This is a genomic window from Salinispora pacifica CNR114 (assembly GCF_000514775.1).
GTDB classification, from domain to species: domain Bacteria; phylum Actinomycetota; class Actinomycetes; order Mycobacteriales; family Micromonosporaceae; genus Micromonospora; species Micromonospora pacifica.
Window position 1 is genome coordinate 35,059 of record NZ_AZWO01000025.1, and the last position, 26,896, is coordinate 61,954.

The following is a 26,896-nucleotide window of genomic DNA, read 5'->3' on the forward strand; positions in this document are numbered from 1 at the left end:
CTCTCAGCCCGCCGGGTGCACCCGGAGCGACTCGGCCAGATCCCGGCTGATGCCCAGATCGTCGAGGAGAAGCTGCAACGGCCCGGTGTCCCGCGGCGGGACCGGCCGGGACGCCGCCCACTCGCGCAGCTGGTCGACGCCGACCGCGAAGCCGCCCTGGGCCGCCACCGTCACCCACGGGTCCAGGTCGGCCGATCGGAACGCGGCCAGCCCGTGGACCAGCGCCTCCCGGAACATCCGCTGCTGCCCGTCGTCCAGGCTCCGGTAGAGCGAACCGCACAACTCGCGGAACACCACCGCGTGCCCGCTCTCGTCCCGCCGGTGCAGATCGGTGGTGATCCGGTTCATCGGCTGGATGTCGGCCGCGGTGGACAATGCTGACAAGAACCCGCTGATCGTCGTCTCGGCGGCCAGCGAGAAGGCGATGTCGACGATGTCCCGATCGATTCCGGACAGCCCGGATCGGGCCGCCGCCCGCCCCCGCACCACCGACCAGACGTCCGGCGCGAACCGGACGTCGCCCAGATCCCGCCGCCGCCGGGTCACGCCGACCGCGTTGTGGCACATCAGGATGTGGTAGTGCTCGTCGATGATGGTCTGGTGCAACGCCTCGACCGCGACGTCGTCCCGGCGCACCGGGATCCGGTCGAGCAGCATCAGCCGGCAGGCGGGCAGGATGATCTCGTCCTCGATCGCCGCCGTCTTGGCGTTGTAGGCGATCCAGGCGGCCGACAGGATCCGCTCCCGGGCGTCCCGGTCGAGCCGCTCGGCGCCGGGCAGGTTCAGCACCGGGACCAGATGCTCGGGGAAGTCCGGCCGGGTCACGTCGAAGTGCCCGTCCAGGTCGAGTTCGTTCTTCTTGACGGCCACCCGGCGGCCCCACCGGCGGGTCAGCTGGACCAGCAGGTCACGCTCATAGTCAGGCTCGGACATCAGGGTGCGCTCCTCCCGGTCGTACGGGTAGAGCCAGCGCCTCCAGCCGGGACTGCCATCCATCGGCTCTTTGGAACCGGCCCAGCCCTTCGGTGACCGGGCGGATGCCGTGCAGCGCATTCAGCGTCCAAACCGGACAGGCGCTTAGGCCGGCCGGCGTGGCGGACTCGAGGACCACCGGGTGGCCGGCTGCGGTGGCCAGGTCGGTCAGCAGCGAAAGGGTGACTCCGGGCAGCGCGCCCGGAGAAGTGCAGAGGGTTTCGCCGCGCCACCAGACGATGCTTGTGGTGGAGCCCTCCAGGACGTGGCCGGAGCGGGCCAGGAGGAGGGCCTCGTCGGCGCCGGCTTGGATGGCGGCGGCGCGGAGGGCGGCCAGGTGGTCGAGATCGGGGCCCTTGACGGCGGGGTGGCGTCGGCGGTCGGGGTGCGGGGCGGTCCAGAGGCGGACGGTGGCGGTGCGGGGTGGTGCTGGTCGCAGCCACAGTCGCAGCCGGGTCTGTGGATAGGTCCCGGACGTTGTCGTACCTGGGTGCCATGATGGCCGCCCAGCCACGAGGGTGGGGGAGGCGGCCCGCGTGTCGATCTCGGCGAGTTCAACTCGCGGAAACCACCGGCCGGTCGTCGGCAACTCCGAGGCCACCGCCTGGATGAACGCGTCCACGGGCACGCCGAACCGGGCGCAGGACGCCCCGAATCGCCGGGCGTGCCGGTCGAGCCCTCGCACTCGTCCGTCCTCCACCAGCCAGGAGTCGACGACCAGCACCGTCCCGGCCGCCGCCCCAGGCGCCGATGTCCAGCCGCCGTCGGCGTCCCACCAGCGGCGGCTTCCCGGTTCGACGGTGACGGTCATCGCGGTGCCCCGCCCACGTCCGACACTGCCGGCGCCCGCCACGCCCGCAGGGACGCTGCCGCCTTGAGCAGCATCTCGTCGTACTCCTCGGCAGGGTCGGAGCCCAGCACGATCGCCCCGCCGGCGCCGATCGACAGCCGGTCGCCGACCCGGACCGCGGTGCGGATGACGATGTTCAGGTCGGTGCCGCCGGACAGCCCGAAGTAGCCGAGCGCCCCCGAATAGACGCCCCTGGCCTCGGTCTCCAGCCGGTCGATGATCTCCATCGTGCGGAGCTTCGGGGCACCGGTCATCGAGCCGCCCGGGAAGCACTGCCGGACGCAGTCGATCGCGCTCACCCCGTCGCGGAGCCGCCCGTGCACGGTGGAGACCAGCTGGTGCACGGTCTGGTAGCTCTCCACCGCCAGGTACGGGTCGACCCGGATGCTGCCCGTCTCGCAGACCTGGCCGAGGTCGTTGCGCAGCAGGTCGACGATCATCAGGTTCTCGGCCTGGGTCTTGGCCCCGGCGGCCAGCCCGGCCGCGTTGCGGGCGTCGCGGACCGGGTCGGCGTCGCGGGGTGCGGTGCCCTTGATCGGCTTGCTGGTGACGGTGCGGTCCCGTTCGATGCGCAGGAACCGTTCCGGCGAGGAGCTGAACACGGTCAGGTCGCCGAGGCGCAGCAGGGCGGCGTACGGGGCCGGGTTGGCCCGCCGGAGGCGGCGGTAGAAGGCGGTGTCGTCGTCGTGGAAGGGCAGGTGCAGTCGGTTGGTCAGGCAGATCTCGTAGCTCTCGCCGAGGGCCAGTTGGCGCCGGCACTCCGCGATGTCGGCCAGGTATCGACTCCGGTCACGAGTTAGATGATCTTCGAACTCATCCGAGAAGCCGGAAATATCCGTATCAGCGAAGCGCGAAGGGCGAAGCCGCGCCGCCGTCCGGTCCAGCCACGCCTGCGCCTCCGGCCGGCCCTTCTCGTCGTGCACGGCGACCAGATAGGTCAGCCCCTCCTGATGGTCGACCGCGACGACCCGGTCGGCGAACATCCAGACCGCGTCCGGTGTCTCGGCCGTGTGGCGGGCGGTGGCGCCGCACTCGGCCTTCAGCTCGTACCCGAAGTAGCCGACGTAACCGCCGGTGAGATCGAACGGCAGATCGTCCGCGGGCAGCCGGCGCCGGCGCAGCCGTTCGGCCAGGACGTCGAACACGCTGCCGCTCTCCGTGCGGGTGCCGCTGCCATCGCGTACGTGTACGCCACCGCCCCCGACGCGGTAGGTCAGCACCTCGCTGAGCGGTCCGGACGTGTCGCCGAGGAACGAGAACCGGGACAGGCCCTCCTGCACGCGGCTGCTGTCCAGCCAGAAGGAGTATGGGCTGTCGCCGAAGAGGTCGAGGAAGACGGCCTCGGCGTCGGCCGCGGTCGGCACCACGGTGCTGACGATCCCGAGTTCGGCCGGCGAACCAGGGGAGATGGGCGCTGCGGGGGTGGGCGGTCGCGAGAAACGGCGGCGCCGTGGGGTCAGCTCGATGAAGTTCCGGATGATTTCCCGGCCATAGCGCGACGCGACCGACTCCGGGTGGAACTGCACCCCCCACCGCGGCCGGTCGCGGTGGCGCAATGCCATGAGTACGCCGTCGTCCGCCCACGCCGTCGCGATCAGCTCATCGGGCAGCGGCTCCCGGACGCACAGCGAGTGGTACCGGACCGCGGTGAACTCGCGGGGTACCCCGGCGAACAGCGGGTCCACGTCGTGGTAGATCCGGGCCAGGTGGCCGTGCCGGGGCTCGGGGGCGGCAGCGACCGTGGCGCCGGCCAGGTACCCGATCATCTGGTGGCCGAGACAGACCCCGAGCACGGGCAACGTGGTGCGGCCCAACAGGTCACTGGCGAAGCCGACGTCGCGAGGGTTCTGCGGCCGTCCCGGTCCGGGCGAGACGACGATGTTGTCGAAGTCGGCCGGCCGCAGACGGGGCAGGGCCGGATCGTCGTTGACGACGACGGTCGGTTCCGTGCCGCTGATCCCGGTGATCAGCTGGAACAGGTTGTAGGTGTACGAGTCGTGGTTGTCGACCAGCAGGGTGCGCGTCATGCGGCACCGGCCATGGTGCGGTGCAGGGCACGGAGGTCGTTCGGCGCGAGGGACACTCCGAAGACGTCCCAGATCGCCGCGAGCGCGTCGTCGCGGCTGAGGTCGCGGACGGTGGCCGGTTGCCCGGGCCGCAGCTCGGTGAGGGCGGTGCCGATCAGCAGGTGCCGCACCTTGGGCCGGGTGCGCTGCAGCACGATCTGCCGGTTGAACGGGGACTTCGGGTGCGTCAGGCACCAGTGGTTGAGCACCTCGAAGTCGGCCGGGTAACGCGGGTCGGTGGTGAAGCCGTACAGCTCGGCCGGCCCCTCCGGGTGCAGGAACCGCAGCCGGTACTCGCCGTGCGGTTCTCGGGTCAGGTCGAACGACCAGTCGCCGTCCAGCCGGGCCCCGTCGGCCAGGCGGATCGGCTCGTGCGGGCCGTACCCCCCGAAGGAGATGTCGAACAGCCAGCCGTCGCCGGCCAGGTCGACGCGGAGGGCGACGTGCACGGCGGGCCCGTGCCGGTTGCCGGTGCGGACGCGGGACCGGGCCGCGAACGCGGAGACGCGGAACCCGATGCGGTCCAGCACCGCCGCGGCCAGGACGACCTGTTCCAGGCACCAGCCGCCGCGACCCTGCCGCACGATCTTGTCCTGGACCCGGTCCAGGTCGAGCGGCACGGTGGTCCGGCCGAGCAGCGCGTCCAGGTTGTCGAAGGCGATCGCGTCGACGTGCGCGGCCTGCAGGCGGCGCAACGTGGCGAGGTCCGGCGCCACGTCGCCGTGGTGCCCGATCCGGGCCAGGTAGGCATCGAGGTCGACGGCGTCGCCCTGCCAGCGGGTGTCGGTCATCGCGGTCCCCAGGTCACCGGCAGCTCGACCAGCCCGCCGACCAGGGTCTCGTGGCGTAGCTTCAGCTCGTCAACGCCGACCGCCAGGCGCAGGTCCGGGAAGCGGGTGATGAGCCGGGACAGCGCCACCCGCAGCACCATCCGGGCCAGCGGGGCGCCGACACAGGAGTGCCGCCCGTACCCGAAGGCGAGACTCCCCGCGGTCGGGCGGGTGATGTCGAGCCGGTCCGGGTCGGGGAAGGCGGTCTCGTCATGGTTGGCCGCGATGATGTTCAGCAGCACCAGATCACCGGCCCGGATGGCGGCGCCGTCGATCTCGAAGCCGGTCACCGCGAACCGGGGCATCCCGCCGTTGTGCGGGTTCGGCATCGACCGGCGCAGCAGCTCGTCCACTGTGGCTGGGACGAGGGCCGGGTCGGCGCGCACGGCGGCCCACTGGTCCGGGTTGGTCAGCAGCAGCAGGACGCCGGTGCCGATCCGGGCCACCGTCGTCTCGTACCCCCCGAACAGCAGCAGCGCGGTGAGCGCCACGACCTCCGTGTCGCCGATGCCCGCGGTCGCGATCAGCCGGGAGATCACGTCGTCGCCGGGGTCCTGCCGCTTGGCCGCGACCAGCTGCCGGCAGTAGCCGAACAACTCGGCCAGGCCGCGCTGGGACCGCTCCGGATCCTGGACGCCGGCCGCGTCCTGGGTCCAGACGCTGAACCGGCCCTTGTCCTCGGCCGGCACGCCGAGCCACTCGCACAGCACCAGGATCGGCAGCGACATGGCCAGGGCCGGGCGCAGGTCGACCGGTGGGGTCCGGGTGGCCAGCTCGTCCAGGTGCTGCTCGGTGAGCTTCTCGACGACCGCCCGCAACGGTTCCAGCCGTTCGGGGGTGAACTGCGGTTCCAGCAGGCTCCGCAGCCGGGGGTGGTCGTCGGCCAGCGGGCCCAGCAGCTTGTTGAGCAACGCGGTGCCGCCGTCCCGGCCGCCCGGATCGGACCGGCTCAGCCGGTCGTCGTCGAGCAGCTGCTGGACCTCCGCATGACCGGTGACCAGCCACGCCGGCACCCCTTCGGGGGTACGAACCCGATGCACTTTCCCGCGCGACTGGAGCAGGCGCAGCGCCGGCGCGACGTCCAGCACGTGCGTCTGTGTGAAGGGCAACTGGGCGACAGTGTTCACGGGCGACCTCCCGTACGTGGTGAGAAGGTGCACTTTCGGGATGTCTTCGAGGGCACCCTTGCCTATGCCGGTTTCATCCTGCGGGATCTCCGGCTACGGTGTCAACGACCAATTTATTTACGTCATCACATATCGCGGGTCCGGCGGGATGGGGATAGGGTTACTCACGGGTTGGGGTGGATCGGAACGACGTGGGGAGAATGGCTCGGTGCCGGTGCCAGTGATGGGGACGCGGAAATTCAGGATTCATGAACAAACTCCAGGGTTCGCGATAGGGGGTCGAAGTCCCGAATCGACGGAGGGCTGAACCGGTGCGGTGGAACCTGCGGCTGCGTGCGGCCGAGATGGGGATCTGGAAGTCGGCCGACATGCGCCGGTTGCTGGCCGAGGCCGGGCTGGAGATCAGCGCCGGGAAGATGTCGGGGCTGTGGGCCGGCACCCCGACGACGATCCGCCTGGATGACCTGGAGGTGATCTGCGCGGTCCTCGACTGTAACCCGGCCGAGCTGCTGATCTGTGAGCCCGAGAAGGTCCGGGCGACCAGGCGGAATCGGGTGGGGTGAGGGTAGTGACCGAGGACCGGCCGAACCACGTGCGCGAGTGCGAGTATCACCCGGGCTGCGCCCGCCGGCGCGGCTGTTGCTGGTGGCTGAGTTCCCTGCAGGCACAGATCCTGGAGGGCGTGGCAGCCGGTTTCTCCAGCGATCGGCTGTCCCGGGCGCTGTATCTCAGTCCCAAGACCATTGACTATCACGTCCGCGTCATGTCCGACAAGCTGCAGGCGCCGAATCGGGTCGCGCTGGTGTCGAGAGCGTTCGTCCTCGAGATTCTGCGGACGGATACGTGGCCACCGCGAGTGGCCCGCCGGAACCGTTGATTGACGCTTCTCTGGGGTTTTTCCTAAAGCCGATCAGGTTCGTTGACATGGTCGGAGAAGGTCCACCACGATGAAGTTACGTCGTCGGCATCCGACCCTTGGAGAAGTGACTATGTCAATTTCCCCGAAAGAAGCGCCGGTCTTTCCGGATGAGGTCAGAATTGTCGGCCAGTATTACGACGACAAGACCACGAGACTGGTTCGCAAATACGGTCCCGGTCCCAAGATCCACTACCACGTGGGTTACTACCCGTCCGGGTCGGCCCCGGTGCTCGAGGACGTGACGCCGGACGCCATCCGTGCCGGCATCCGGCGGCACCAGGAGGGTCTGCTGCGATTCGCGGCCGAGGCCTGGGGAGCCGAGAGCCGGCTGTCCGGGCGGATCCTGGACGTCGGCTGCGGTCTCGGCGGCGGCTCGCTGTTCTGGGCCCAGGAGTACGGTGCCGAGGTGACCGCGGTGACCAACGCGCCGGACCACGCGCCGATCGTGACGGAATTCGCCCGGGAGTGCGGCGTCGACGACCGGGTCCGGACGCTCGTCTGCGATGCCATGGACCTGCCGGTGGAGGCACCCTACGACGCGGCGGTCGCCATCGAGAGCAGCGGCTATTTCGACCGGCCGCGGTGGTTCCAGCGGCTGGCCCGGGTGCTGCGCCCGGGCGCGAGCGTGTGCGTCGAAGACGTGTTCACCGTCCGCCCGCACGGCGCCGACGTGTGGACCGAATACTTCTACTGCAAACCGGCCACGGTGCACGACTACGCCGAGGCCGCCGCGTCCGCCGGTTTCCGGCTGGTGGACGAGGTCGACGCGACGGCTGAGACGGCGCCGTTCTGGGACGAGAGCGCCGCCTGGACCAAGGCGGTGCTGGACACCGACACCAGCCTGTCCCCGGTGGACCGCCGGCACCTGCGGATCTCGCTGATGGCGAATCAGGCCCAGGGCGCCGAGTGGAGAGCCGGCGGCCTGCGCCTGTCCTTCCTGCGTTTCGAACTGACGTGACGTCCGGCCCGTTCCTCATGAGGAGTTCCGCATGACGCTCGAGCAGTCTCCCGCCCCCGGCGACGTCGCCGACGTGTACGACGGGATCGGTCGAATCTACGGGTCCACCTGGGGCCCCAACTTCCACTACGGCTACTGGGACGACGATGCCGACCAGAGCTCCATCGAGGTCGCCACCGACCGGCTGACCGACATGATGATCGCGGGGCTGGCGGCGACGCCGGGGCAGCGGGTGCTGGACATCGGCTGCGGCGTCGGCCATCCCGCGCTGCGCCTCGTCCGGACGACCGGCGCGCACGTCCTGGGCATCTCGGTCAGCCACGTCCAGGTGGCCGAAGCCAACGCCCGGGCGGACGCGGCCGGGCTGGCCGGGCAGGCCACCTTCCAGTTCACCGACGCGATGAACATGCCCTTCCCGGCCGGCTCGTTCGACGCGGCCTGGGCGTTCGAGTCGATGTGGCACATGCCCGACCGCGGCCGGGTGCTCGCCGAGGCCGCCCGCGTGCTGCGCCCCGGCGGCCGGCTCGCCGTGGCCGACGTGATCGAGCGCGGCCCGGTCAGCGAGGAGGGCCGCAAGGTCCTGGACCACATCTGCGAGAACTACGCGGTCAAGTCGCTGGGCACCATCGAGGAGTACCGGAACGCGTTGGCCGCCAACGGCTTCGTCGACGTCGAGATTCGCGACATCACCGACAACTGCGCCCGGACCACGGCGCTGATGGCCGACACCGTCGAGACCCGGCGCGCCGATCTCGTCGCCCTGGTCGGCGAGGAGCAGACCGCCTCGCTGCTCGATTTCATGCGGCGAGCCGCGGCGGCGGCGGAGAGCGGCTACCTCATCCTGACCGCCACCCGCGCCTGATCGTCTCCCCAGCCAGCCAGCCAGCCAGCCAGCCAGCCCGGCCCGCGCCCCTTGGCGTGGACCGGGCCAGTTCGGCCTTGCGGGCGACCGGTTGCCCAAGGTGCGTGACGTCGCCCAGTCGCTGGCGATCAACCCGAACATGGTGTCGAAGGCCTACCACGAGCTGGAGCTCGAAGGTCTCGTCGAGGGGCGGCCGGGGGTCGGCACCTTGGTCACCGGAACCCGCGCCGGTGCCTCGCCGGCCAGGCCGAGCTGCGCACCGAGTTCGTCGGGTGGCTGGAGCGGGCCCGCGCGGCCGGGATGACCGACGAGGACGTCATCGCCCTGGTCGACACGACGATCCGCGCGGCCCGGCCGGACGGCGCACTCCAAGGGCGGATCCAGGTGAGCGGACTCTGGTCAAGTCCGCCCTGCTCGGCGGCGCGGTGGCGGTGTTCGCCGTCGGCTACGGTCTTGGCCTGTTGTGGTGGTACCAGCCGCTCGGCCAGATCGACGTCCGGCAGAGCCGGTTCACCGAGGTCTTCTTCGACATGCAGGGCGTGGCCCCGGTCGGGTACACGCTGTTCGCGGTGGCGATGCTGGCCCGGCCGCACTACCTGGCGCCGGCCACCGACGAGCGGCCGATCGCGAGCGGTGACGACGGCCAGGGCGATCTGGCCGGCGGCTGGGTGCTGACCAAGGAGGTCCGGCAGGCCGACGGCACGGTGGTCGCCACCGTTACGGTCCAGGACCCGCCCGCTACAGACTGCGTCCGGTGCGGCGCCGACTCGGCCCTGAGGGCAGCGCCGAGCACCACCAGGTGTGCCAGTCCGGCTTACGGTCCGGAGCCTCCGCCGGATCGCGTGACCCGCAACTCGGTCAGGGCCCGTAACGGGAACACCGGCCGGAAGCGTGGTGGCCGGCCCGGGGCCAGCCCCAGGTCGGGCATCCGGGCGGCGAGGACCTCCACCGCGACCCGGAGTTCGGCGCGGGCGAAACCGGCGCCCAGGCAGAAGTGGATCCCGTGGCCGAACGCCAGATGCCCGGACGAGCCGTCGCCCGGGCGGAACGCGGCCGGGCAGGCATGGGCGCGACTGTCCCGGCCAGCCGCACCGTACAGCAGCAGGAGTCGGCTCCCGGCGGTCAGCCGGATGCCGCCGACCGTCACGTCCCGGGTCGCGGTCCGGTACATGCCGGCCAGCGGGCTGTCGAACCGCAGCCCCTCCTCGACCAGGTCCCCGACCGGGATCGTCCGGTCGACCACTCGGGCCCAGCCGCCCGGTGACCGCAGCTGCTGATAGAAGATCGTGCCCAGTGCCTCGGCGCAGGTCATGTGGCCGGCGAAGATCAGGGTGGGTATCTGCACCGCGACCTCGTCGGCGGTGAGTGTGCGGCCCGCCTTGCCGTCGTGCAGCAGTTCGCTGATCAGGTCGTCGCGCGGGTCGGCCACCCGGTCCCGGACCAGGGACCGGGCGAATTCTCCGAATTCCATCAGCCCGCGGGCGAATTCCCGGAGCCGGTCGTGGTCGGCGTCGCCCTGCGCCATCATCAATTCGATGCGTTGCTCTGACCAGGTGCGGCACCGGTCGAGATAATCGTCCGGGACGCCGAGGCGGCGGCCGATCACTTCCAGGGCGAACGGCACCGCGAAGTCGGCGATGAAGTCGAACTCCGGCGCGTCGCCGATGCGGTCGGCGAGATCGGCGGCGACCGCCCGCATGGTCGGTTCGAAGGCGCGGACCCGGGCCGGCGTGAAACCGATGTTGAGGACGTCCCTGATCTTGGCGTGGGCGGGCGGGTCGAGGGATCCGACGGCCACCGCGCCGGCGCCGCGCCAGGTGCGGAACATCTGATTCACGTCGTCCGGCAGGGCCACCGCGGGACGCGGATTGTGGTCGCGGGCCGAGAAACTCCGATCGTCGCGCAGCACCGCCACCATGTCTTCGCGCCGGGTGACGCACCAGGCATCCAGCAGTGGGGCATAGAAGACGCCGAGGCCGGCCAAGAAGGTGTACGGGTCGTCGCGATGCGCGCCGTACGGGTCGAATGGTCTGCCCTGCACCTGCTCGGAATCAGCCGAGATAGACATTTTGCCACCTCCCTGTTCGGCTGAAGAATAGTCCACATGGGTGCATCCGGAGAGAAGCTTTGAGGTTTCTCCTAAAGTGCGACGGAATCGTTTGACAAGCCCGGAAACGCAGGTGAGCCTCAGGACTGGGAAATTCCATTTCGCGACCCCCGGAAGGGAATCGTCGATGAGCACACTCGAAACATCGCCGGGGGCGGTGTCGTCCGTCATCCGGCAGCGTGTGTCCGCCCTGGAGCCGACCCTGGCCGGGATCTGCGCCTACCACCTGGGGTTCACCGGTGATCACGAAACCGGTGGCAAGCTGACCCGCGCCGGCCTCATGACGCTGGCGGCCGAGGGGCTGGGCCTGTGGCCCGAGGACGTCCGGTCCCCGGCCGTCGCCCTGGAGCTGCTGCACAACTCGACCCTGATCCACGACGACATCATCGACGCCGACGAGCTGCGCCGCGGCCGCCCGGCGGCGTGGCAGGTGTTCGGCGCCGGCCCGGCCATCCTGGCCGGGGACGCGTTGCAGGCGCTCAGTCTGCAGATGGTCGTCGACGACCCGGGCGCCGGGCGGGCCGAGATCGCCGCCGCGTTCGCCGAGGCGCTCCGGCTGGTCCTGGCCGGCCAGTCCCGCGAGCTCACCGTCCGGCTCGGCGCCGGAACGGGGGTCGCCGAGTACAACCAAATCGTGACCGAGAAGACCTCCGCGTTGCTGGAGTGCGCGTTGGTGACCCCGGCGTTGCGGGCTGGTCGGCCGGAGCCGGTCCGGGACGCCCTACGCGGGGCCGGCCGCCATCTGGGTCTGGCCTTCCAGATCGCCAATGACGTCGAGGACATCTGGGGCGACCCGGCGGTGACCGGCAAGCCGGTGCGGGGCGACCTGGAACGGCGGAACCCGTCCTTCCCGGTGCTGGCCGGGCTGACCGCCGGTAACCCGGCCGGCGAGCGCCTGCGCGGGCTGTGGGCGGGCGACGGGACCGCGGCGGCGTACCTGGCCGAGATGGCCGCCCTGATCGAGGAGTCCGGTGGCCGGCGTGCCGCCGAGGAACGCTCCCGACGGCACCTCGACGAGGCCCTGGACCACCTCGCAAGGGCCGAACTGGACCCGGCGGCATCAGCCGGCCTGGCCGCACTCTTCAATCGCGTCGTCCACCGGTGATGGGATCCTGATGCTGCACAAACTTTCCGCAGGTGTGGTCACTCGGAGCCCCGACTCGATCCGCGACTACCTGCTGCTGATGCGCCTGGACCGGCCGACCGGGTACGTGCTGTACCTGCTGCCTGGGCTGTGGGCGGCGGTGCTCGCCTCCGGGAACCGCCCGGACGTCCGGGCCCTGGTGGTGCTCGCCGTGGCCGCGGTGCTGGTGCGCGGCGCCGCCTGCGCGGTCAACGACGTGGTCGACCGTGAGGTGGACTCCCGGGTCGCGCGCACCGTGTCACGGCCGGTCGCGTCGGGCACGATCGGGGTCCGGAACGCGTTGCTGTTCGCCGTCGCCCAGGGAGTGGTGGCGCTGCTGGTCCTGGCGGTGGCCAACGTGGCGACGGCCGTGGTGGTGGCGACCTCGTACCCGCTGATCTTCGCGTACCCGTACATGAAGCGCATCTTCGTCTGGCCATCGGCGTTCCTGGCCCTGGTGATGAGCATCTACGTGTTCGTCGGCTGGACGGCGGTGACCGGCAGCGCGGACTATCCGCTCGCGGTCTATGCCCTCTACGCCGGGGGCGCGTTTTGGACCCTGATCCACGACGCCATCTATTCCCATCAGGACAAGGAGTTCGACCGGCGGATCGGGGTCCGGTCGTCCGCCCTGCTGTTCGGCGACGCCACCAAGGTGTGGCTCGCGGTCTTCGCCGTCCTGAGCGTCGGCGGCGTGCTGTGGGCCGGTTCCCTGGTGGCCACTGGCTGGGCCTTCTATCCGGTCGCCGCGCTGGCCGGCGGATACCTGGCCTATCTGATCGCCCGGGTCGACCTGGACAAGCCGAAGTCGTGCTGGGACGCCTTTGTGGCCAACACCTATTTCGGCTGGATCGTGCTGGCGGCGCTGGTCGCCGGGTTGCTCAGCTGATCGCGTACGAAAGGGGCAAGGCGCCGATCGGGTGCCCTGCCGGGGTCATCGCGTAGTCGGGTAGCCGCTGTTTCACGGTGGTGATGAGGTCGTGGGGGCGGCGGGTGGCTCTGGCGATGTTGGTCTCGCCGTTGCCGCGGTGGACTCCGATGGCGGTGTTGCGCAGGACGGCCGCGACGGCGGGTCCGGTGCCGGTACGGGCTCGGTGGGCGTCCTCGCCGAAGGTCACGTCGCGGACCCAGTGCAGCCGGTTCTCGATGTGCCATTCCAGCCCGGCCCACTGCTGCAGGTCAGCGGGGTTGGGCGTGGGCGGCGGGCAACGAGGCCACCAGGTAGACGATCACCACCCCGGTCCGGCTGCCCAGCCGTGCCTTGACCTGCCCCCAGCAGCGGTGCGAACGCCGGAATCTCGTTCGACTTCGCCGCGACCTGGATCTGCGCCAGGACCCGCCGCACCGGCGGCGGCGCCACCGGTAGTCGGGAGCATAGCCAGTCGGCCAATACCGCGGTCAGCGTCTCGGCGTCGACGCGGATCAGCAGTCGCCACAGGGTGGTCAGCACCGGCGCCCGGCTGGTGAACCCGAGCCGCTCCGAAGCTGACGTCGAGATCATCGACCCAGTCGCCGCTCGCGGCGAACGTGCTCGCCCCGGCCAGCACCGCACACACCGCGACCGCGAGCACGCTCGCCAGGGAGTACCGAACTCCTCGTGGGTCACGCGGGTCAGGCACCCGCGCCAGGGCCGTCAACCGGCCAAACGCCTTACGACCAGCGGGCAACTCCGTGATCACCGACGGGCCACCCCCGTTCCCCGCCACCCTCCACACAGGCCGCGCCACTACGTCAGGCCAGGTCAGACACACCTCGATCGACTACGCAAAGGCCCTGGGCGCCCCGCCACCTTCTCGTTGCGAGGCTCAGCGCGTGTAAAGGGTCCCCTCCGACCAGATGTAGCGCGTGCCACCCCACCGGGCGGCCGACTCGACGTCCGGGAAGAATCCCCGCCCCTCCAGGTTGGCGCTGGTGTTGCACAGCACCGGGATGCCACTGATCTCGGCATACGCCCGGAGAATACGCACCGTCGTGGTGTCCTGCGTGGATTCGATGGTCTGCAGACGGGCCGTGCCGTCCAGGTGCACGATGGCCGGCACCCGCTCGGCCCAGCCCGGCCGCATCCGGTGCTCAAAGAGCATGTACGGGTCGGGGGTGCCCGGCTCGAACACCTCGGGCGCCCGGTCCGCCAGGCAGATCGGCGCCACCGGGCGGTATCCGGCCCGGTTCTTGATGTCGTTGAGCCGGTCCTTCATCCGGGTGCTGGTGGCCGCCGCGAGGATGCTCCGGTTGCCCAGCGCCCGCGGGCCCAGCTCGGCCCGGCCGGATAGCACCACCACCGGTTCGTCCTCGGCGTGCAGCAGCGCGGCCAGCTCCCGTTCGTCGCAGGGCCGGGCCGTCCACCCGGCGGGCAGTTCGCCGGTGGTGATCCGGGGCCCGCGATAGACGTCCCACTCCAGGGCGGTGCGGCCGCCCCGGAACATCTCGCAGGCCGCCGTCCCGATCGCCGCCCCCGCGTCGTTCGGGAAGGGCGGGATGAAGACCTCCCGGAACATCCCGGTGGCCCGGATCGCGGTGTTCCACTTGATGTTCAGCGCGCAGCCGCCGCCCATCACCAGGTTGTGCCGTCCGTCCGGGAACCGGCTGCGGATCGCCGAGACGAGCCGCACCAGCAGCCGGTCGCCGAGGTAGGCCTGATAGGTGGCGATCAGGTCGGCGTTGGTCAGGCCGGGCAGCAGCTCGTCCCGGTTGGCGGCCACCTTGTCGCCCAGCACGCCGACCCGATCGACCGAATGGTCGCGGTATTCGGTCACCAGGTCGTCGAAGACCGCGAACGCGCCCGTCTCGACCCGGCCCTTGGCCGCGTACGCCATTGCCTTGCCGGCCACCGACAGGTGGTGCCGGATGGCCCGCTCGGAGGCCATGTCCTCGGTCGGCCGCAGGTATGGCTCGAACCGCGCGCAGAAGGCCGCGAAGCTCCCGCCGAAGACCGGCAGCAGGACCTCGACCAGGCTCACCTCCTGGGTCGCGGCCCGCACCCGATAGAGGCGCGGGTGGATGATGCCGTCCCAGACCAGCACGAACGCGTCCTCGCCCCGGGCGGCGAACGGGCTCGCGCAGTACGTGCCGATGAGGTGGTTGGCGACGTGCGAATAGCTGACGTAGTTGCCGAGCCCGGGTGTGTGGAACGGATGCCGTTGCAGGGGACCGGGGTGCTCCACGTACGGCGCGACCCGGAGCTGAACCGGCCGCCCGCCCGCGTCGACCGCGACGGCGGGGTCGCCGGCGGCGTCCGTGGTGTACCACCCGTCGACCACGAACTGGTCGATGCCCGCCGGCGACAGGCCCTCCATCGCCAGGATCTCGGTCACCCGGTCCAGGTCACCGAGCGAGCTGTACCGTTCGCCGTTGCCCAGCTTCTCGATCTCGTAGCTGAACAGCAGGCGGCCGTCCTCGATGACGGCGACGCCGCCGTCGTGTGAGGCCTTGATCCCGCAAATGCGCATCGCGCCGCACCTCTCTAGTTGTTCAGATGGACCGGGAGGGAGTCGAGCCCGCGGATGATCGTGCTGTTGCGCCAGCGCAGGCCGGCCGGGTCGGTGGCGAGCCGCATGTCCGGGAACGCGTCGAGCAGCGCGTCGAACGCCATCCGCACCTCGACCCGGGCCAGCGGCGCGCCGAGGCAGTGGTGGATGCCGTGGCCGAAGGCGAGATGGCCGGCGGCCGGCCGGCGGACGTCCAGCGTGTGCGGATCGGGGAACCGGCGCGGGTCCCGGTTGGCCGAGGCGATGGCCAGCAGGACGAAGTCGCCGGCCGCGATCTCGGCGTCGCCGATCCGCAGCGATTCGGTGGCACACCGGAAGGTGGCGTGCTTGAGCGGGCTCTCCAACCGCAGGAACTCCTCGACCGCGTTGTCGAGCAGCGCCCGGTCGGCCCGCAGCGCCGTCCACTGGTCCCGGTGGAGCATCAGGTGCAGGGTGCCGTTGCCGAGGGCGTTCAAGGTGGTCTCGAACCCGGCGATGAACAGCAGGTAGGCGGTCGAGACGAGTTCGGTGTGGGTCAGCCGGTCGTCCACGTCGTGCGCCGCGACCAGCGCGGTGAGCACGTCGTCGGTGGTGGCGTGGCGTTTGCGTTCGACCAGGTCGCCGAGGTAGGCGGCCACCTCGGTCGCGGCGGTGGCCGCCGCCTCGGGGGAGTGGCCCGAGACGAGCGCCCGGGACCAGGACCGGAAGTTCTCCTGCTCCGCGACCGGCACGCCGAGCAGCAGGCAGATCACCCGGATCGGCAGCGGGAACGCGAAGGCGTCCAGCAGGTCCACCGTGTCGTGTCCGGCCAGTTCCGCGGTCAGTTCGTCGGTGGTCTGCTGGATCCGCGGTCGGAGCGCCTCGATGGCCCGCCGGGTGAAGGCCTTGCTGACCAGCTTGCGCAGCCGGGTGTGGTCCGGCGGATCGGTGTGCATCATGTGGCTGGCCAGGGCCGACGAGAAGCCACCGCGGTGGCTGCGGTCCGGGTCCTTCTGCGCGAACAGCCCGTCGATCCGGTGCAGGTCGGTGCTCAGCCGGGAATCGGCCAGCGCGGCCCGCACGGCGTCGTACCCGGTGATCAGCCAGACCGGCAGCCCGCCGATCAGCGGGACCCCGGGCGGCATCCGGACCCGGTGCGCCGGGCCCTCGGCGCGCAGCTTCTCGTACACCGCGTAGGGGTCCTGCACGAACGCCTCGTCCAGTTCGATCGGCACCAATAAATTGTTATCAACTGCCTCCGGGTCCGGCAATTCTGTTTATCAAAATCCCTAGTCACCGATTTGTGGCCGTGACTGCCGGAACGGGTTCCTGCTACCGTGTGTCGGTAGATGAATACATTGCGACTCGCGCAGGTAATGGCAGATGTCTTCGCCCGCTTCGGCGATCGGCCCGCCGTCGGTGAGCGCGCCCGGGAGTACGTGCGGGACGACCGCACCGGGCGGGTCTCGGCCCGGCTGCTGCCCCGCTTCGAGACGATCACCTATCGCGAACTGTGGGGCCGGGTCGGCGCGGTGGCGGCCGAGTGGCACCACCACCCGGAGCATCCTCTGGCCGCCGGGGATCGGGTGGCGTTGCTCGGCTTCACCAGCCGGGACTACGCGACTCTGAAGCTGACGTGCGGCTATCTCGGCGCGGTCAGCGTGCCGCTGCAGACCAGCGCGTCGCCGGCGAACCTGGCCGCCATCCTGTCTGAGACCGAGCCGGTCCTGCTCGCCACCGCCATCGATCGTCTGGACGTAGCGGCCGAGCTGGCCCGTGGGTCGTCCTCGATCCGCCGGGTGGTGGTGTTCGACTACGACCCGCGCGACGACGACCAGGCGGATCGGTTCGCCGCCGCCCGGGACGTCGGGGCGGTCGCCCTGTCCGATCTCCTCGACCTGGGCGCGACTCTCCCCGAGGCGCCGCCGTACGTGCCCGGTGACGATGAGGACCCGCTCGCCATGCTGGTATACACCTCGGGCAGCTCCGGCACGCCCAAGGGCGCGATGTATCCCGAGTGGCTGGCCCGGGTGATGTGGGAGGACCGGGCGCGGCGGACGCCGGACGGGGGTCTGAGCACTGTGCACTACATGCCGCTGAGCCACATCGGCGGCCACTTCACGCTGATGAACACCCTGGCCCGCGGTGGACTCAGCTGCTTCACCGCCGCCGCCGACCTGTCCACCCTGTTCGAGGACCTCGCGCTGGTCCGGCCGACCGAGGTGTCGCTGGTGCCGCGGGTCTGCGAGATGCTGCACCAGCGCTATCGGGGCGAGCCGGACGAGCGGGCCCGGGCCGAGGCTCTCGGCGGGCGGGTCACCTTCGCCACGTGCGGCTCCGCGCCGCTGTCGGCCGCGCTGACCGACTTCATGGAAACGCTGCTCGGCGTCCCGCTGTACGACATGTACGGCTCCACCGAGGTGGCCGGCATCGCCGTCAACGGGATCCTGATGAACCCGCCGGTGCTCGACTACCGGCTGGTCGACGTGCCGGAACTCGGCTACTTCGGCACCGACGTCCCGCACCCGCGCGGCGAGCTGCTGCTACGGGCGACCGGCGTCCCCGGCTACTACCGGCATCCCGAGCTGACCGCGGAACTGTTCGACGCGGACGGCTACTACCGGACCGGTGACATCGTCGCCGAGCTCGGCCCCCGCCGGATCGCCTTCGTGGACCGCCGTACCAGCGTGCTGAAGCTGTCCCAGGGCGAGTTCGTGGCCACCTCCCGGGTGGAATCGGTGCTCGGGGCCGGCCCGCTGGTGCGGCAGATCTTCGTCTACGGCGACAGCGAACGCTCCCACCTGCTGGCCGTCGTGGTGCCCACCCCGGAGGCGCTGGCCGCGCACGGGGACGACCCGGCCCGGCTGGACCAGTTGCTGGGCGAGTCGTTGCGGCGGGTGGCCCGGGACGCCGGCCTGAACTCCTACGAGATCCCGCGCGGGCAGCTGATCGAGACCGAGCCGTTCAGTCACCGCAACGGCCTGCTCTCGGACAATCGCAAGCTGCTGCGCCCCCGGCTGGTCGAGCGTTACCGGGCGGAGCTCGACCAGCTGTACGACCGGATCGCCGCCCGCGCGGAGCAGGAGCTGCTAGACCTGCGCCGGACCGGCGGTGACCGGCCGGCGCTGGAGACGGTCCAGCGGGCGGTGCGGGCGCTGCTCGGCGGTACGGCGGCCGAGATGCGCCCGGACACGTGCTTCCGGGACCTGGGCGGCGATTCGCTGTCGGCGGTGACCCTGGCCAACCTGCTGTACGACATCTTCGCCGTGCCGGTGCCGGTCGACGTCGTGCTGCGGCCCGGTCACGATCTACGGCAGCTGGCCGGGTTCATCGAGTCCAAACGCGACGGTACGACCGGACGGCCCACGTTCGGGTCGGTGCACGGAGCGGGCGCTGCCCAGGCGTACGCCCGGGATCTGACCCTCGATTGGTTCCTGGACGCCGGGATCCGCGAGACCGCCGCCCGACTCCCCGGCCCGGTCGGGGCGCCCCGCTGCGTTCTGCTCACCGGGGCGGCCGGCTACCTGGGCCGTTTCCTCGCCCTGGAGTGGCTGCGCCGGCTGGCCCCGGACGGCGGCCGGCTGATCGCCGTGGTCCGCGGCCGGGACGCCGAGGCCGCCGGGCAGCGACTGGCTGACGCCTTCGCGGGCGCCGATCCGGAACCGGAGGCGGCCAAGCACCTGGAGGTGGTGGCCGGCGACCTGGCCGAACCCCGGCTGGGCCTGGACGAGACGACCTGGGCCCGGCTGGCGTCCGAAGTGGATCTGATTGTGCACGCCGGCGCGCTGGTCAACCACGTGCTGCCGTACCCACACCTGTTCGAGGCCAACGTGGCCGGGACCGCCGAGGTGATCCGGCTGGCCCTGACCACCCGGATCAAGCCGGTCACCTACGTCTCCAGCGTGGCCGTCGCCGCCGCTCCGCTCGCGGCCGGGACCGGGCCGCCGCTCGACGAGGACGCCGACGTGCGGGTCGCCCTGCCGGTGCAGCCGGTCGACGGCGGCTACGCGAGCGGGTACGCGACCAGCAAGTGGGCCGGCGAGGTGCTGCTGCGGGAGGCGCACGACCGGTTCGCGCTGCCGGTCACGGTCTTCCGGGCCAGCATGCTCCTGGCCCACCGTCGGTACGCCGGGCAACTGAACGCGGGTGACCTGTTCAGCCGCCTGGTGTTCAGCGTCCTCGCCACCGGGATGGCACCGGAGTCCTTCTATCAGCCCGGTCGCGCACACTACGACGGGCTGCCGGTCGACTTCACCGCGGCCGCGATCGTCGGTCTGGGTTCCGGCGCACCCGGATTCCGGACCCGGCACGTGGTGAACCCGCACGACGACGGCATCTCCCTGGACACCGTGGTGACGTGGCTGATCGAGGACGGCCGCCGCATCGAGCGGATCCCGGAGCACGCCGACTGGCTCGCCCGCGTCGAGGCCGCCCTGCGCGCGCTGCCCGAGACGCACCGGCAGCACTCGGTCCTGCCGCTGCTGCACGCCTTCCGCGAACCGGAGCCGGCGGTGCCCGGGTCGGCCCTGCCGTCGGAGCGTTTCCGGGCGGTGGCCGGGGAGATACCGCACCTGACCAGCGACCTCATCCGCCGGTACGCGACGGATCTGCACGATCGGACGGGCGGGCCGTGGACGAGGTGACCGAGGCGCGGGCGTTGCTGGAGGCGGCCGCCCGACGCCTCGGCGAGGGCGGCGACCGCTCCGACCCGGCCGGCGAGACGCTGCTCTGCCTGATCGAGTGCGCCCTGGAGGCGGCGCGGGCGGTGACCGAACCGGGTGACACCCGGGCCCACCGGCAGGAGGCCCTGGCCGCCGCCCGGGCCGCCGTCACGTGCGCGTCCTACGCGGTCGCCACGAATGATCCGCCCGTGCGTCAGGAATCCTGACGCACGGTCGCCATTCCTGACCATTTTGCAATGACGTACATCAATGTTATTGACACTGATCAAAAGGCCGAGGAGAATGCCACGATGTCGACGACGGCGGCACCACGGAGCCACCAGATCCGTATCGTCCTCGGAGCCGTGCTCGGGCTGAGCACCGGATTCACCCCGGTCTACTTCAGCACCCTGGCGCTGTTCCTGGTGCCGATCACCGACGACTTCGGCTGGAACCGCACCCAACTCGCCTCGGCCGGCGCGCTGTCCCTGCTCGGCACGGCCGTCGCCACCCTGCTGGTCGGCCGGGTGATCGCCCGGCTCGGTGCCCGCTGGACGGTGCTGGGCTCGGTCCTGCTGGTGTCGCTCGGCATGCTGCTGATGGCCGCGGCCCCCGCCCGCACCGAGTACTTCCTGATCCTGGCGCTGCTGATGGGCGCGGTGGCCGGCGGCTCGTCGGCCGTCGCCTACCTGTCGCTGATGCCGCGCTACTTCGACCAGCGCCTCGGCCTGGCCCTGGGCATCACGATGACCGGTGTCGGTGTCGGCGCGTCGCTGATCCCGATCCTCACCGGCGCGCTGATTGCCGGCGGCGGCTGGCGCAACGCGTACGTCGTGCTCGCCGTCATCACCGCCACCGGTGGCCTGCTCAGCGTGGTGATCGGCTTCCCCAAGGGCACCGGCGGCCCGGAGCCGAAGGTGAAGGCGGCGCTGGCCGGCGCCGGGCGGACCGTGCGCGAGGCGATCCGCAGCGGCAAGTTCCTGCTGCTGTGGGGCGTGCTGTTCGTGGCCTACGCGCTCGGGCTGGGCTTCTCGGTCAACGCCGCCGCGTTCAGCCAGGACAACGGGCTCACCCTGCAGCAGGCGGCCGGCGCGGCCACCGCGGCCGGGCTCGGCCTGCTCGCCGGCCGGCTCACCGCCGGTCTGGTGATGGACCGGATCCACGCCGCCGTCATCGGCGGGACCTTCATCGCGTTCGGCGCGTCGGGGTACGCGATCCTGGTCGTGCTTCCGGTGAGCCTGACCACGGTGACCATCTCGGCGGTGCTGGTCGGCCTGTCCATCGGCGGCGAGGGTGACCTGATGCCCTACCTGGCCCGGCGCTACTTCGGGTCCCGGCACTTCACCGGGGTGTTCGCCGTCCTGTATTCGGCCTACTTCATCGGCGGGCTGCTCGGCGCGATCGTCTTCTCGGCGACCTACGACCTGTTCGGCAGCTACGACCCGATCATCACCGTCGCCGCCGTGGGCGCGGTGCTCGCCGCCGTGGCGTTGCAGTTCGCCGGGCCGTACCGTTTCCCGGCCGGCGAGCCCGTCCCCGAAGTGGTCAAGCAGCCCGCCGCCGACCCGGCCGGTGCCTGAACCATGGGGTTCGACTTCCTCGTCGTCGGTGGCGGGACCGCGGGGTCGGTGCTGGCCCACCGACTGTCCGCCGACCCGGCAACCACCGTGCTGCTGCTGGAGGCCGGTCCGGACGAACGGCCCGAGGACATGGTCGTCCCGGGTCGCTGGCCGTTTCTGCTCGGCACCGAGGTCGACTGGCGGTTCAGCACCGTCCCGCAGCCGGGCCTGGGCGGGCGGGTGCTGTACTACCCGCTCGGCCGGGCGATCGGCGGGTCGAGCGCCATCAACGGCCTCACCCACCTGCGGGCCGCCCCGGCCAACTTCGACGCCTGGGCAGCCGCCGGGGCCAAGGGGTGGGGCGCGGCCGACCTGCTGCCGTACGTCGAGCGGGCCGAGGCGAAGTTCGCCCTGCCGAGGTCCGTGGGCACGTCCTTCGAGCACGCCGCCGTCGCCGCGATGCGTGCCGATCCCCGCCTGGAACAGGTCGCCTTCCACCAGATCGCCATGGCTGGGGGAGAGCGGCAGAGCGCGGCTGACGCGTACCTCGACTCCAGGACGCGCGACCGGTCCAACCTGACCATCCGGGCCGACACCCCGGTGCTGCGTCTCACCGTTGATCGAGGGCGCGTCACCGGGGTGGAAGTGCCCGCCCGCCGGATCGCCGCGAACCGCGAGGTGGTGCTGGCCGCCGGGGCCATCGGCTCGCCACACCTGCTGCTGCGCTCCGGCATCGGGCCGGCCGATCAGCTGCGCGCGCACCGGATCGAGGTGGTCGCCGACCGGCCCGCCGTCGGCGCCAACCTGCGCGACCACGTGCACAGCACGATCACCTTCGCGGCCGGCCGGGAACTGCCCACGACGGTTTACGGCGTGGCGTCGGTGTCGGCCACGGTGTCCCCGGACCAACCGGGCGAGCCGGCCCTGCAACTGATGGTGGCTCATCTGCCCTACCACCCGCCGGAGCTCACCGGACCGCCGGCCGGGTTCTCGATCGCGGTGGGCCTCATCACGCCGTACAGTCACGGCTCGGTCGAACTGGCGAGCGCCGACCCGGCGGCGGCGCCGCTGATCAACCCCGGCATGCTCACCGACCGCCGCGATGTGGCCCGGCTCCGGCACGGGCTGCGGATCGCCCGCGACGTGGCCCTGCGCCCGAGCCTGGACCCGTGGCGCGGCGACGAGGCGCTGCCCGGCGCCGGCGTGAGCACCGACGCGGCCCTCGACGACTACGTCCCGGTCTCGGCGATGACCTACTTCCACCCGATCGGCACGTGCCGCCTCGGCACCGGCGACGACACGGTGGTCGGCCTCGACCTCCGCGTGCACGGCCTCGACGGGCTGCGGATCGCGGACGCCTCGGTGCTGCCGGGTCAGGTGTCGGCCAACACCAACGCCACCGTGCTGGCCGTCGCCGAACGCGCCGCCGACCTGATCACCGGCACGCAGCCGTAGGCGATCGATAAGAGCCGCGCGGCCGCGCGCCGGAGATCCTTGCATTGACGGGAACGTCTGATGTGGAGGAGCTCGGATGATGCGTACGCGGGGGATCGCGGTCGTGCTGGCGATGGTGACGGCCGGCGTCGGCGGGGTGGCGCCGGCACCGGCCGAAGCCGCCGTGCCGCGGTATCGGTATGTCGACCTGGGCGTGCTCGGCGCACCGGCTGGCGGGACGGCGTCCTGACTGATCTCGGCGGGAACTCGGCGGCCGCGGTAATCGGTTCCGGCCCGGGCAGCGGCAGCGCGGTGGCGCGCTGACCGACCTCGGCACCCTGGGTGGGCCGGCGGGTCCTCGTACGCGACCGGCATCAACGTCTGCGGCGACATCGTCGGCGCTTCGCCAAACACCGCCGCCGTGGTCCACGCGGCCCTGTGGCGTAGCGGGACGGTCCGGGACCTGGGCACCCTCGGTGGCGGCTACGCCGAGCGCCGACATCAACGGCCGCGGGGCCATCGCCGGGTTCGCCTGCGGGTCTGTTGATCATAGTGGTGTCCACTATGGGGTAATTTTGTGGTGGTCCCGGGCCGGGATGGTGAGCTTCCGTCGTACGACGAACTCGCCGCTGTCGTGGTCCCGCGCCGCCCGGCGACCGGGCAGCACCGACGCCAGGACGGTCACGGCGACGGCGCCGAGGACGATCACCGGTAGCGCGTAGCCGGGCAGCCGGGCCGCGATCAGATCGCTGCCGGTGACGAACTGCGCCAGGCGCACCACGCCCAGCGCGGTCGTCACGCCGAGCCCCGTGCCCAACACGACTACCGTCGCCGCCTCCCACCGGATCAGCGCCTGGATCTGCCGTTCCGTGGCGCCGACCGCGCCGAGGACGCCGAACTCGTGGCTGCGCTGGGCGACCGACAGGGACAGCGTCGTCGCGACACCGAACAGCGCCGTGACGATGGCGACGCCCAGGAAGAGGTAGAGCAGCATGGGATCGAAGACCAGCCCGCCGCCTGGCCCGGTCAGGTAGGTGCGGGGCGGGTCGATCCGCGCGGTGGGGATGTCTGCCACCGCCTCCCGAAGCCTGTCGGCGACCGGGCCGGTCCCGGTGATCAGGACCGCGGAGACGAACGCCATCGGATCGATCGCCCGGATCGTGGCTGGGGTGACGAGCGCGTCCCCGAGCATCACCTGCGCTTCGGGTGAGTACGTCGCGACAACCTCCAGGCTCTGTACGCCCGCCACGGCCTGCACGGTCAACCGGGTACCCACCGGCCAGTCGTACGCCTCGGCGAGTTCCGCGGCGACGGCGATCTGTCCGTCGGTGAGCCGGGACACAGGCGGGTCGGCGGCTCCGAGGTCGACGAGCGTGGCCACCGCAGTTCCTCGGGCGCCGGTGACGGCGAGCGGCGGCACGACGGTCGGCCGGCCGCGGACCCTCGGCGGCGGAATCGGATCGGTGACCGTGGTACGTGCCCGCACCAAGTCGGCGGACTCCCGCACCCCGGCCACCGCGGCAACGTCGGCCGCAACCGAGGCGGGCAGCCCACTCCCTCCGTCGGTGCTCACCACCAGGTCGGCCCGGACGGCGACCGTGCCCCGGTCCGCCCGGCCTTCGGTGATCGAGGTGACCAACGCCCAGGTCACCGTCGCCAGGGCCACGGTCAGCATCAACAGGGATGCGGCTGCGGCCACCCGGCGCGGGCTGCGCACGATGAAGGCACGCGCCAGCTGGCCGACGTCCGGGCGCAGCATGACGGCGAGCGCGCCGACCAGTCGGCCGAGCGGCGGCACCACGTACGGCCCGAGCACGGCCAGCGCGGAGAGCAGCAGCAGGCCGGCCAGGATGGCGGCCGCGCCGGCCGACGTCACGCCCTCCGGCGTCGGATCCTCCCGCCGAGCCAGGAAGCTGAGGGCCACGAACATGCCGGCCATGGCGAGCACCGGCAGGGCAGCGACCAGGCGCCGCCGGGACCGGCCCGACGGATCGGCCGACGACGCTGCGAGCGACTCGACCGGAGGTGCCAGCGACGCCCGCCACGCCGGGCGGGCGGACGCCGACCAAGAAATCAGCAGACCTGCGGCAAGCGGCGGCAGCAGATAGGCAAGACCGAGTTGCGGACCTACGCCACCGGTGCCCAGGCCGGTGCCGGCCAGCGACGCGGCCAGCAGGCGCGCGACGCCGAGACCGACGAGGAGGCCGAGCAGACCCGCGGCGAGGCCGACGACGACTGCCTCGGCGCGCAGCAGCAGCCGCACCTGGCGCGGCGTCATGCCGACGGTCAGCAACAGCGCCAGCTCCCGCGAGCGCTGGCGGGCGAGCGTGCCGAACGTGCCCGCCAGCACGAACACCCCGACGAACGCACCAACCAGGGCCAGCATGCCGAGGTTGATGGTGATCTGGGCGGCCCGCTCAGCGAGCGTGCGCCGTTGGGACGCCCGCACCTCCGCGCCGGTACCCACCCACACCTGCGCATCGGGGTTGGCGTCGGCGACCACGTCCCCGACGCGTGTCGCCAGCGCCGCCTGGCCGGTCCCGGGTGCGGCGGCAACCCAGAGTGCCTGCCAGTCGTCGCCGAGCCCGGCGGCCTGCCGTACCCGGGCGGGCTCGGTGAGCACGGTGATGCCGCTCAGCGACCCGTCACCGTCGCCGACCGTCACCACGCCGACGACCGTCACCCGGATCGCCTCGTCCGGCAGGAGCAGGACGGTGACATCACCAGGCCGAAGGTCGCCGCCGCGCGCGGTCTGCCGGTCGATGACGACCTCGTCGGCCGCCTCTGGCGCCCGGCCCGCCACGAGCGCGTACGGCGACAGCTGCGGGGCGGCGATCCACGGCCGCAGGTGGCTGCCACCGCCGACCGGCGGGGCGACGACCCGGCCCTCGGCACCGGCGATGTCGGCCGGCACCGCCGCGTCACCGGCTGCCGCGGCGACGCCCGGCAACGCGGCGACCTGTTCGACCGTCGCCGCGGACACCCGAGCTCCGAAACCGCTCTCCGGACCCCGCACGGGCGCATCACCGGGCCGGGCGACCAGCGAGACGGTGGCGTACTCGCTGCCGCCGACGTCGTCCGTCGCGGTGGCGAACTGGAGGATGAACTGCGACGACCCCGCGAGCAGACCGGTGGCGAGCGCACCGGCTGCGATGGTGCCGACGAGCCGGGGCCACCGCTCGGCCACCGTGCGGCGGGTGATCAGCCAGAGGAGCCGTGCGCCGGCCATCAGCTCGGTTCCGGGATCCGGCGCAGCCGCGCCAGGACCTCGTCGACGGTCGGCTCGGCGAGCGTGTCGACGGTTCGGCCGTCGGCGAGGAACAGCACCTCGTCGGCGTAGGCCGCGGCGGTCGGATCATGTGTCACCATCACGATGCTCGCGTTCTCCGTCTCGACCGCCTCGCGCAGGAACCGCAGCACCTCCGCGCCGGAACGGGAGTCGAGGTTGCCGGTCGGCTCGTCGGCGAATACCACGTCCGGCCGGGTGAGCAACGCTCGGGCGATCGCCACCCGCTGCTGCTGACCGCCGGAGAGTTGGGCCGGCCGGTGGTCCAGCCGGTCGGCGAGGCCGAGCCGGGCCACCAACTGGGCCATCCAGGCGCGGTCGACCCGGCGGCCGGCGAGATGAGCGATCATGGTGATGTTCTCCTCCGCCGTGAGCACCGGCAGCAGGTTGAACGCCTGGAACACGAAGCCCATCCGCTCCCGGCGGAGCTTGGCCAGCGCGGTCCGGTTCAACCGGGCGAGCTGCTGACCGGCGACCACCACCGCACCGGACGTCGGCCGGTCGAGGCCGGCCAGGCAGTGCAGGAACGTCGACTTGCCCGAGCCGGACGGGCCCATGACCGCCGTGAAACGGTTCCGGGCGAAGGACACCGACACGCCGTCCAACGCGCGGACCGCCCCTTCGCCGCTGCCGTACACCCGCCTCAGGTCCTGCGTGGTGACGGCCGCACCGCTCGCCGTTGTCTCGTCCGCTCGCATT

Annotated in this window: 24 protein-coding genes and 2 pseudogenes; 12 read left to right on the forward strand and 14 right to left on the reverse strand. The window is 71.6% G+C overall.

The annotated features are described in order from the left end of the window. Positions 1-3: 3 nt before the first annotated feature. From B118_RS0116660 to B118_RS0116680, 5 genes are read right to left on the reverse strand one after another with little or no spacing between them, the layout of a single operon-like run. A complete protein-coding gene (locus B118_RS0116660; RefSeq protein WP_028193058.1) occupies positions 4-933 on the reverse strand; it encodes a diiron oxygenase in 930 nt (309 codons plus the stop codon). Next, complete coding sequence (locus tag B118_RS0116665; RefSeq protein ID WP_232430487.1) at positions 920-1,783, reverse strand: aminotransferase class IV; 864 nt, start codon at positions 1,781-1,783, stop codon at positions 920-922. The genes B118_RS0116660 and B118_RS0116665 overlap by 14 nt, the downstream gene beginning before the upstream one ends. Beyond that, positions 1,780-3,849: an aminodeoxychorismate synthase component I gene (gene pabB / locus B118_RS0116670; RefSeq protein ID WP_028193059.1), complete on the reverse strand. Its 2,070-nt coding sequence runs from the start codon at positions 3,847-3,849 to the stop codon at positions 1,780-1,782. Before pabB ends, B118_RS0116665 begins: the two co-directional genes overlap by 4 nt. Continuing rightward, a complete protein-coding gene (locus B118_RS0116675) occupies positions 3,846-4,679 on the reverse strand; it encodes an arylamine N-acetyltransferase family protein (RefSeq protein WP_018826509.1) in 834 nt (277 codons plus the stop codon). The genes pabB and B118_RS0116675 overlap by 4 nt, the downstream gene beginning before the upstream one ends. Then, positions 4,676-5,845: a cytochrome P450 gene (locus tag B118_RS0116680; protein ID WP_018812029.1), complete on the reverse strand. Its 1,170-nt coding sequence runs from the start codon at positions 5,843-5,845 to the stop codon at positions 4,676-4,678. Before B118_RS0116680 ends, B118_RS0116675 begins: the two co-directional genes overlap by 4 nt. A 311-nt stretch (positions 5,846-6,156) precedes the next feature. Here B118_RS0116680 and B118_RS0116685 point away from each other — a divergent pair. From B118_RS0116685 to B118_RS0116700, 4 genes and pseudogenes are all read left to right on the forward strand, one after another. Continuing rightward, positions 6,157-6,390: pseudogene (locus B118_RS0116685) on the forward strand (helix-turn-helix domain-containing protein); the annotation flags it as partial. A gap of 23 nt (positions 6,391-6,413) precedes the next feature. Beyond that, positions 6,414-6,722, forward strand: coding sequence for a LuxR C-terminal-related transcriptional regulator (locus tag B118_RS0116690; protein ID WP_018220976.1), 309 nt, complete (start codon positions 6,414-6,416; stop codon positions 6,720-6,722). A 112-nt stretch (positions 6,723-6,834) separates the two neighbouring features. Continuing rightward, positions 6,835-7,722 (forward strand): SAM-dependent methyltransferase, encoded by an 888-nt coding sequence (locus B118_RS0116695; RefSeq protein WP_018812028.1) that lies wholly within the window; start codon positions 6,835-6,837, stop codon positions 7,720-7,722. Between the two features lie 31 nt (positions 7,723-7,753). After that, positions 7,754-8,584 carry a methyltransferase domain-containing protein gene (locus B118_RS0116700; RefSeq protein WP_028193060.1) on the forward strand — a complete coding sequence of 277 codons (831 nt, stop codon included), beginning with the start codon at positions 7,754-7,756 and terminating at the stop codon, positions 8,582-8,584. A 212-nt stretch (positions 8,585-8,796) separates the two neighbouring features. Here the strand turns inward: B118_RS0116700 and B118_RS32945 are convergent, their stop codons facing one another. Then, the gene (locus B118_RS32945; protein WP_027645787.1) at positions 8,797-9,177 is read right to left on the reverse strand and encodes a hypothetical protein; all 381 of its coding nucleotides are present in this window, start codon (positions 9,175-9,177) and stop codon (positions 8,797-8,799) included. 221 nt (positions 9,178-9,398) lie between these two features. Beyond that, positions 9,399-10,652, reverse strand: a complete 1,254-nt coding sequence (locus tag B118_RS0116710; protein WP_018220972.1) for a cytochrome P450 — start codon at positions 10,650-10,652, stop codon at positions 9,399-9,401. Positions 10,653-10,818: 166 nt separating this feature from the next. Here B118_RS0116710 and B118_RS0116715 point away from each other — a divergent pair, with 166 nt between their 5' ends. Beyond that, positions 10,819-11,796 (forward strand): polyprenyl synthetase family protein, encoded by a 978-nt coding sequence (locus tag B118_RS0116715; protein WP_018220971.1) that lies wholly within the window; start codon positions 10,819-10,821, stop codon positions 11,794-11,796. A gap of 10 nt (positions 11,797-11,806) precedes the next feature. Beyond that, positions 11,807-12,703: a UbiA family prenyltransferase gene (locus tag B118_RS0116720; RefSeq protein ID WP_018812025.1), complete on the forward strand. Its 897-nt coding sequence runs from the start codon at positions 11,807-11,809 to the stop codon at positions 12,701-12,703. On the opposite strand, the gene B118_RS32950 is transcribed toward B118_RS0116720, so the two are convergent. From B118_RS32950 to B118_RS0116740, 5 genes and pseudogenes are all read right to left on the reverse strand, one after another. Then, positions 12,696-12,932, reverse strand: coding sequence for a hypothetical protein (locus B118_RS32950; protein ID WP_018220969.1), 237 nt, complete (start codon positions 12,930-12,932; stop codon positions 12,696-12,698). The two genes, B118_RS0116720 and B118_RS32950, sit on opposite strands and share 8 nt — an antisense overlap. Continuing rightward, positions 12,929-13,315, reverse strand: coding sequence for a hypothetical protein (locus tag B118_RS32955; protein ID WP_238323961.1), 387 nt, complete (start codon positions 13,313-13,315; stop codon positions 12,929-12,931). The genes B118_RS32950 and B118_RS32955 overlap by 4 nt, the downstream gene beginning before the upstream one ends. 52 nt (positions 13,316-13,367) lie before the next feature. Continuing rightward, a pseudogene (locus tag B118_RS33690) lies at positions 13,368-13,565 on the reverse strand (hypothetical protein); the annotation flags it as partial. A 54-nt stretch (positions 13,566-13,619) separates the two neighbouring features. Beyond that, positions 13,620-15,260: a carbamoyltransferase N-terminal domain-containing protein gene (locus B118_RS0116735; protein WP_028193061.1), complete on the reverse strand. Its 1,641-nt coding sequence runs from the start codon at positions 15,258-15,260 to the stop codon at positions 13,620-13,622. Between the two features lie 14 nt (positions 15,261-15,274). Further along, positions 15,275-16,492 (reverse strand): cytochrome P450 family protein, encoded by a 1,218-nt coding sequence (locus tag B118_RS0116740; protein ID WP_018826500.1) that lies wholly within the window; start codon positions 16,490-16,492, stop codon positions 15,275-15,277. Between the two features lie 114 nt (positions 16,493-16,606). Here B118_RS0116740 and car point away from each other — a divergent pair, with 114 nt between their 5' ends. The 6 genes from car to B118_RS33900 all read left to right on the forward strand — a co-directional run bounded on the left by car (position 16,607) and on the right by B118_RS33900 (position 23,458). Then, positions 16,607-19,900, forward strand: coding sequence for a carboxylic acid reductase (car, locus tag B118_RS0116745; protein WP_238323953.1), 3,294 nt, complete (start codon positions 16,607-16,609; stop codon positions 19,898-19,900). Further along, positions 19,888-20,145, forward strand: coding sequence for a hypothetical protein (locus B118_RS0116750; protein ID WP_018220964.1), 258 nt, complete (start codon positions 19,888-19,890; stop codon positions 20,143-20,145). Before car ends, B118_RS0116750 begins: the two co-directional genes overlap by 13 nt. 30 nt (positions 20,146-20,175) lie before the next feature. Then, positions 20,176-21,498 carry an MFS transporter gene (locus B118_RS0116755; RefSeq protein WP_238323955.1) on the forward strand — a complete coding sequence of 441 codons (1,323 nt, stop codon included), beginning with the start codon at positions 20,176-20,178 and terminating at the stop codon, positions 21,496-21,498. A 3-nt stretch (positions 21,499-21,501) separates the two neighbouring features. Then, positions 21,502-22,932, forward strand: coding sequence for a GMC family oxidoreductase (locus B118_RS0116760; RefSeq protein WP_018812019.1), 1,431 nt, complete (start codon positions 21,502-21,504; stop codon positions 22,930-22,932). 76 nt (positions 22,933-23,008) lie between these two features. Continuing rightward, positions 23,009-23,161, forward strand: a complete 153-nt coding sequence (locus tag B118_RS32430; RefSeq protein WP_018812018.1) for a hypothetical protein — start codon at positions 23,009-23,011, stop codon at positions 23,159-23,161. 123 nt (positions 23,162-23,284) lie between these two features. After that, positions 23,285-23,458 (forward strand): hypothetical protein, encoded by a 174-nt coding sequence (locus tag B118_RS33900; protein WP_080645044.1) that lies wholly within the window; start codon positions 23,285-23,287, stop codon positions 23,456-23,458. Between the two features lie 15 nt (positions 23,459-23,473). On the opposite strand, the gene B118_RS0116770 is transcribed toward B118_RS33900, so the two are convergent. Both B118_RS0116770 and B118_RS0116775 read right to left on the reverse strand, forming a co-directional pair. After that, complete coding sequence (locus B118_RS0116770; RefSeq protein WP_018812017.1) at positions 23,474-26,140, reverse strand: ABC transporter permease; 2,667 nt, start codon at positions 26,138-26,140, stop codon at positions 23,474-23,476. Further along, positions 26,140-26,895, reverse strand: a complete 756-nt coding sequence (locus B118_RS0116775) for an ABC transporter ATP-binding protein (RefSeq protein WP_018812016.1) — start codon at positions 26,893-26,895, stop codon at positions 26,140-26,142. Before B118_RS0116775 ends, B118_RS0116770 begins: the two co-directional genes overlap by 1 nt. Position 26,896 lies beyond the last annotated feature (1 nt).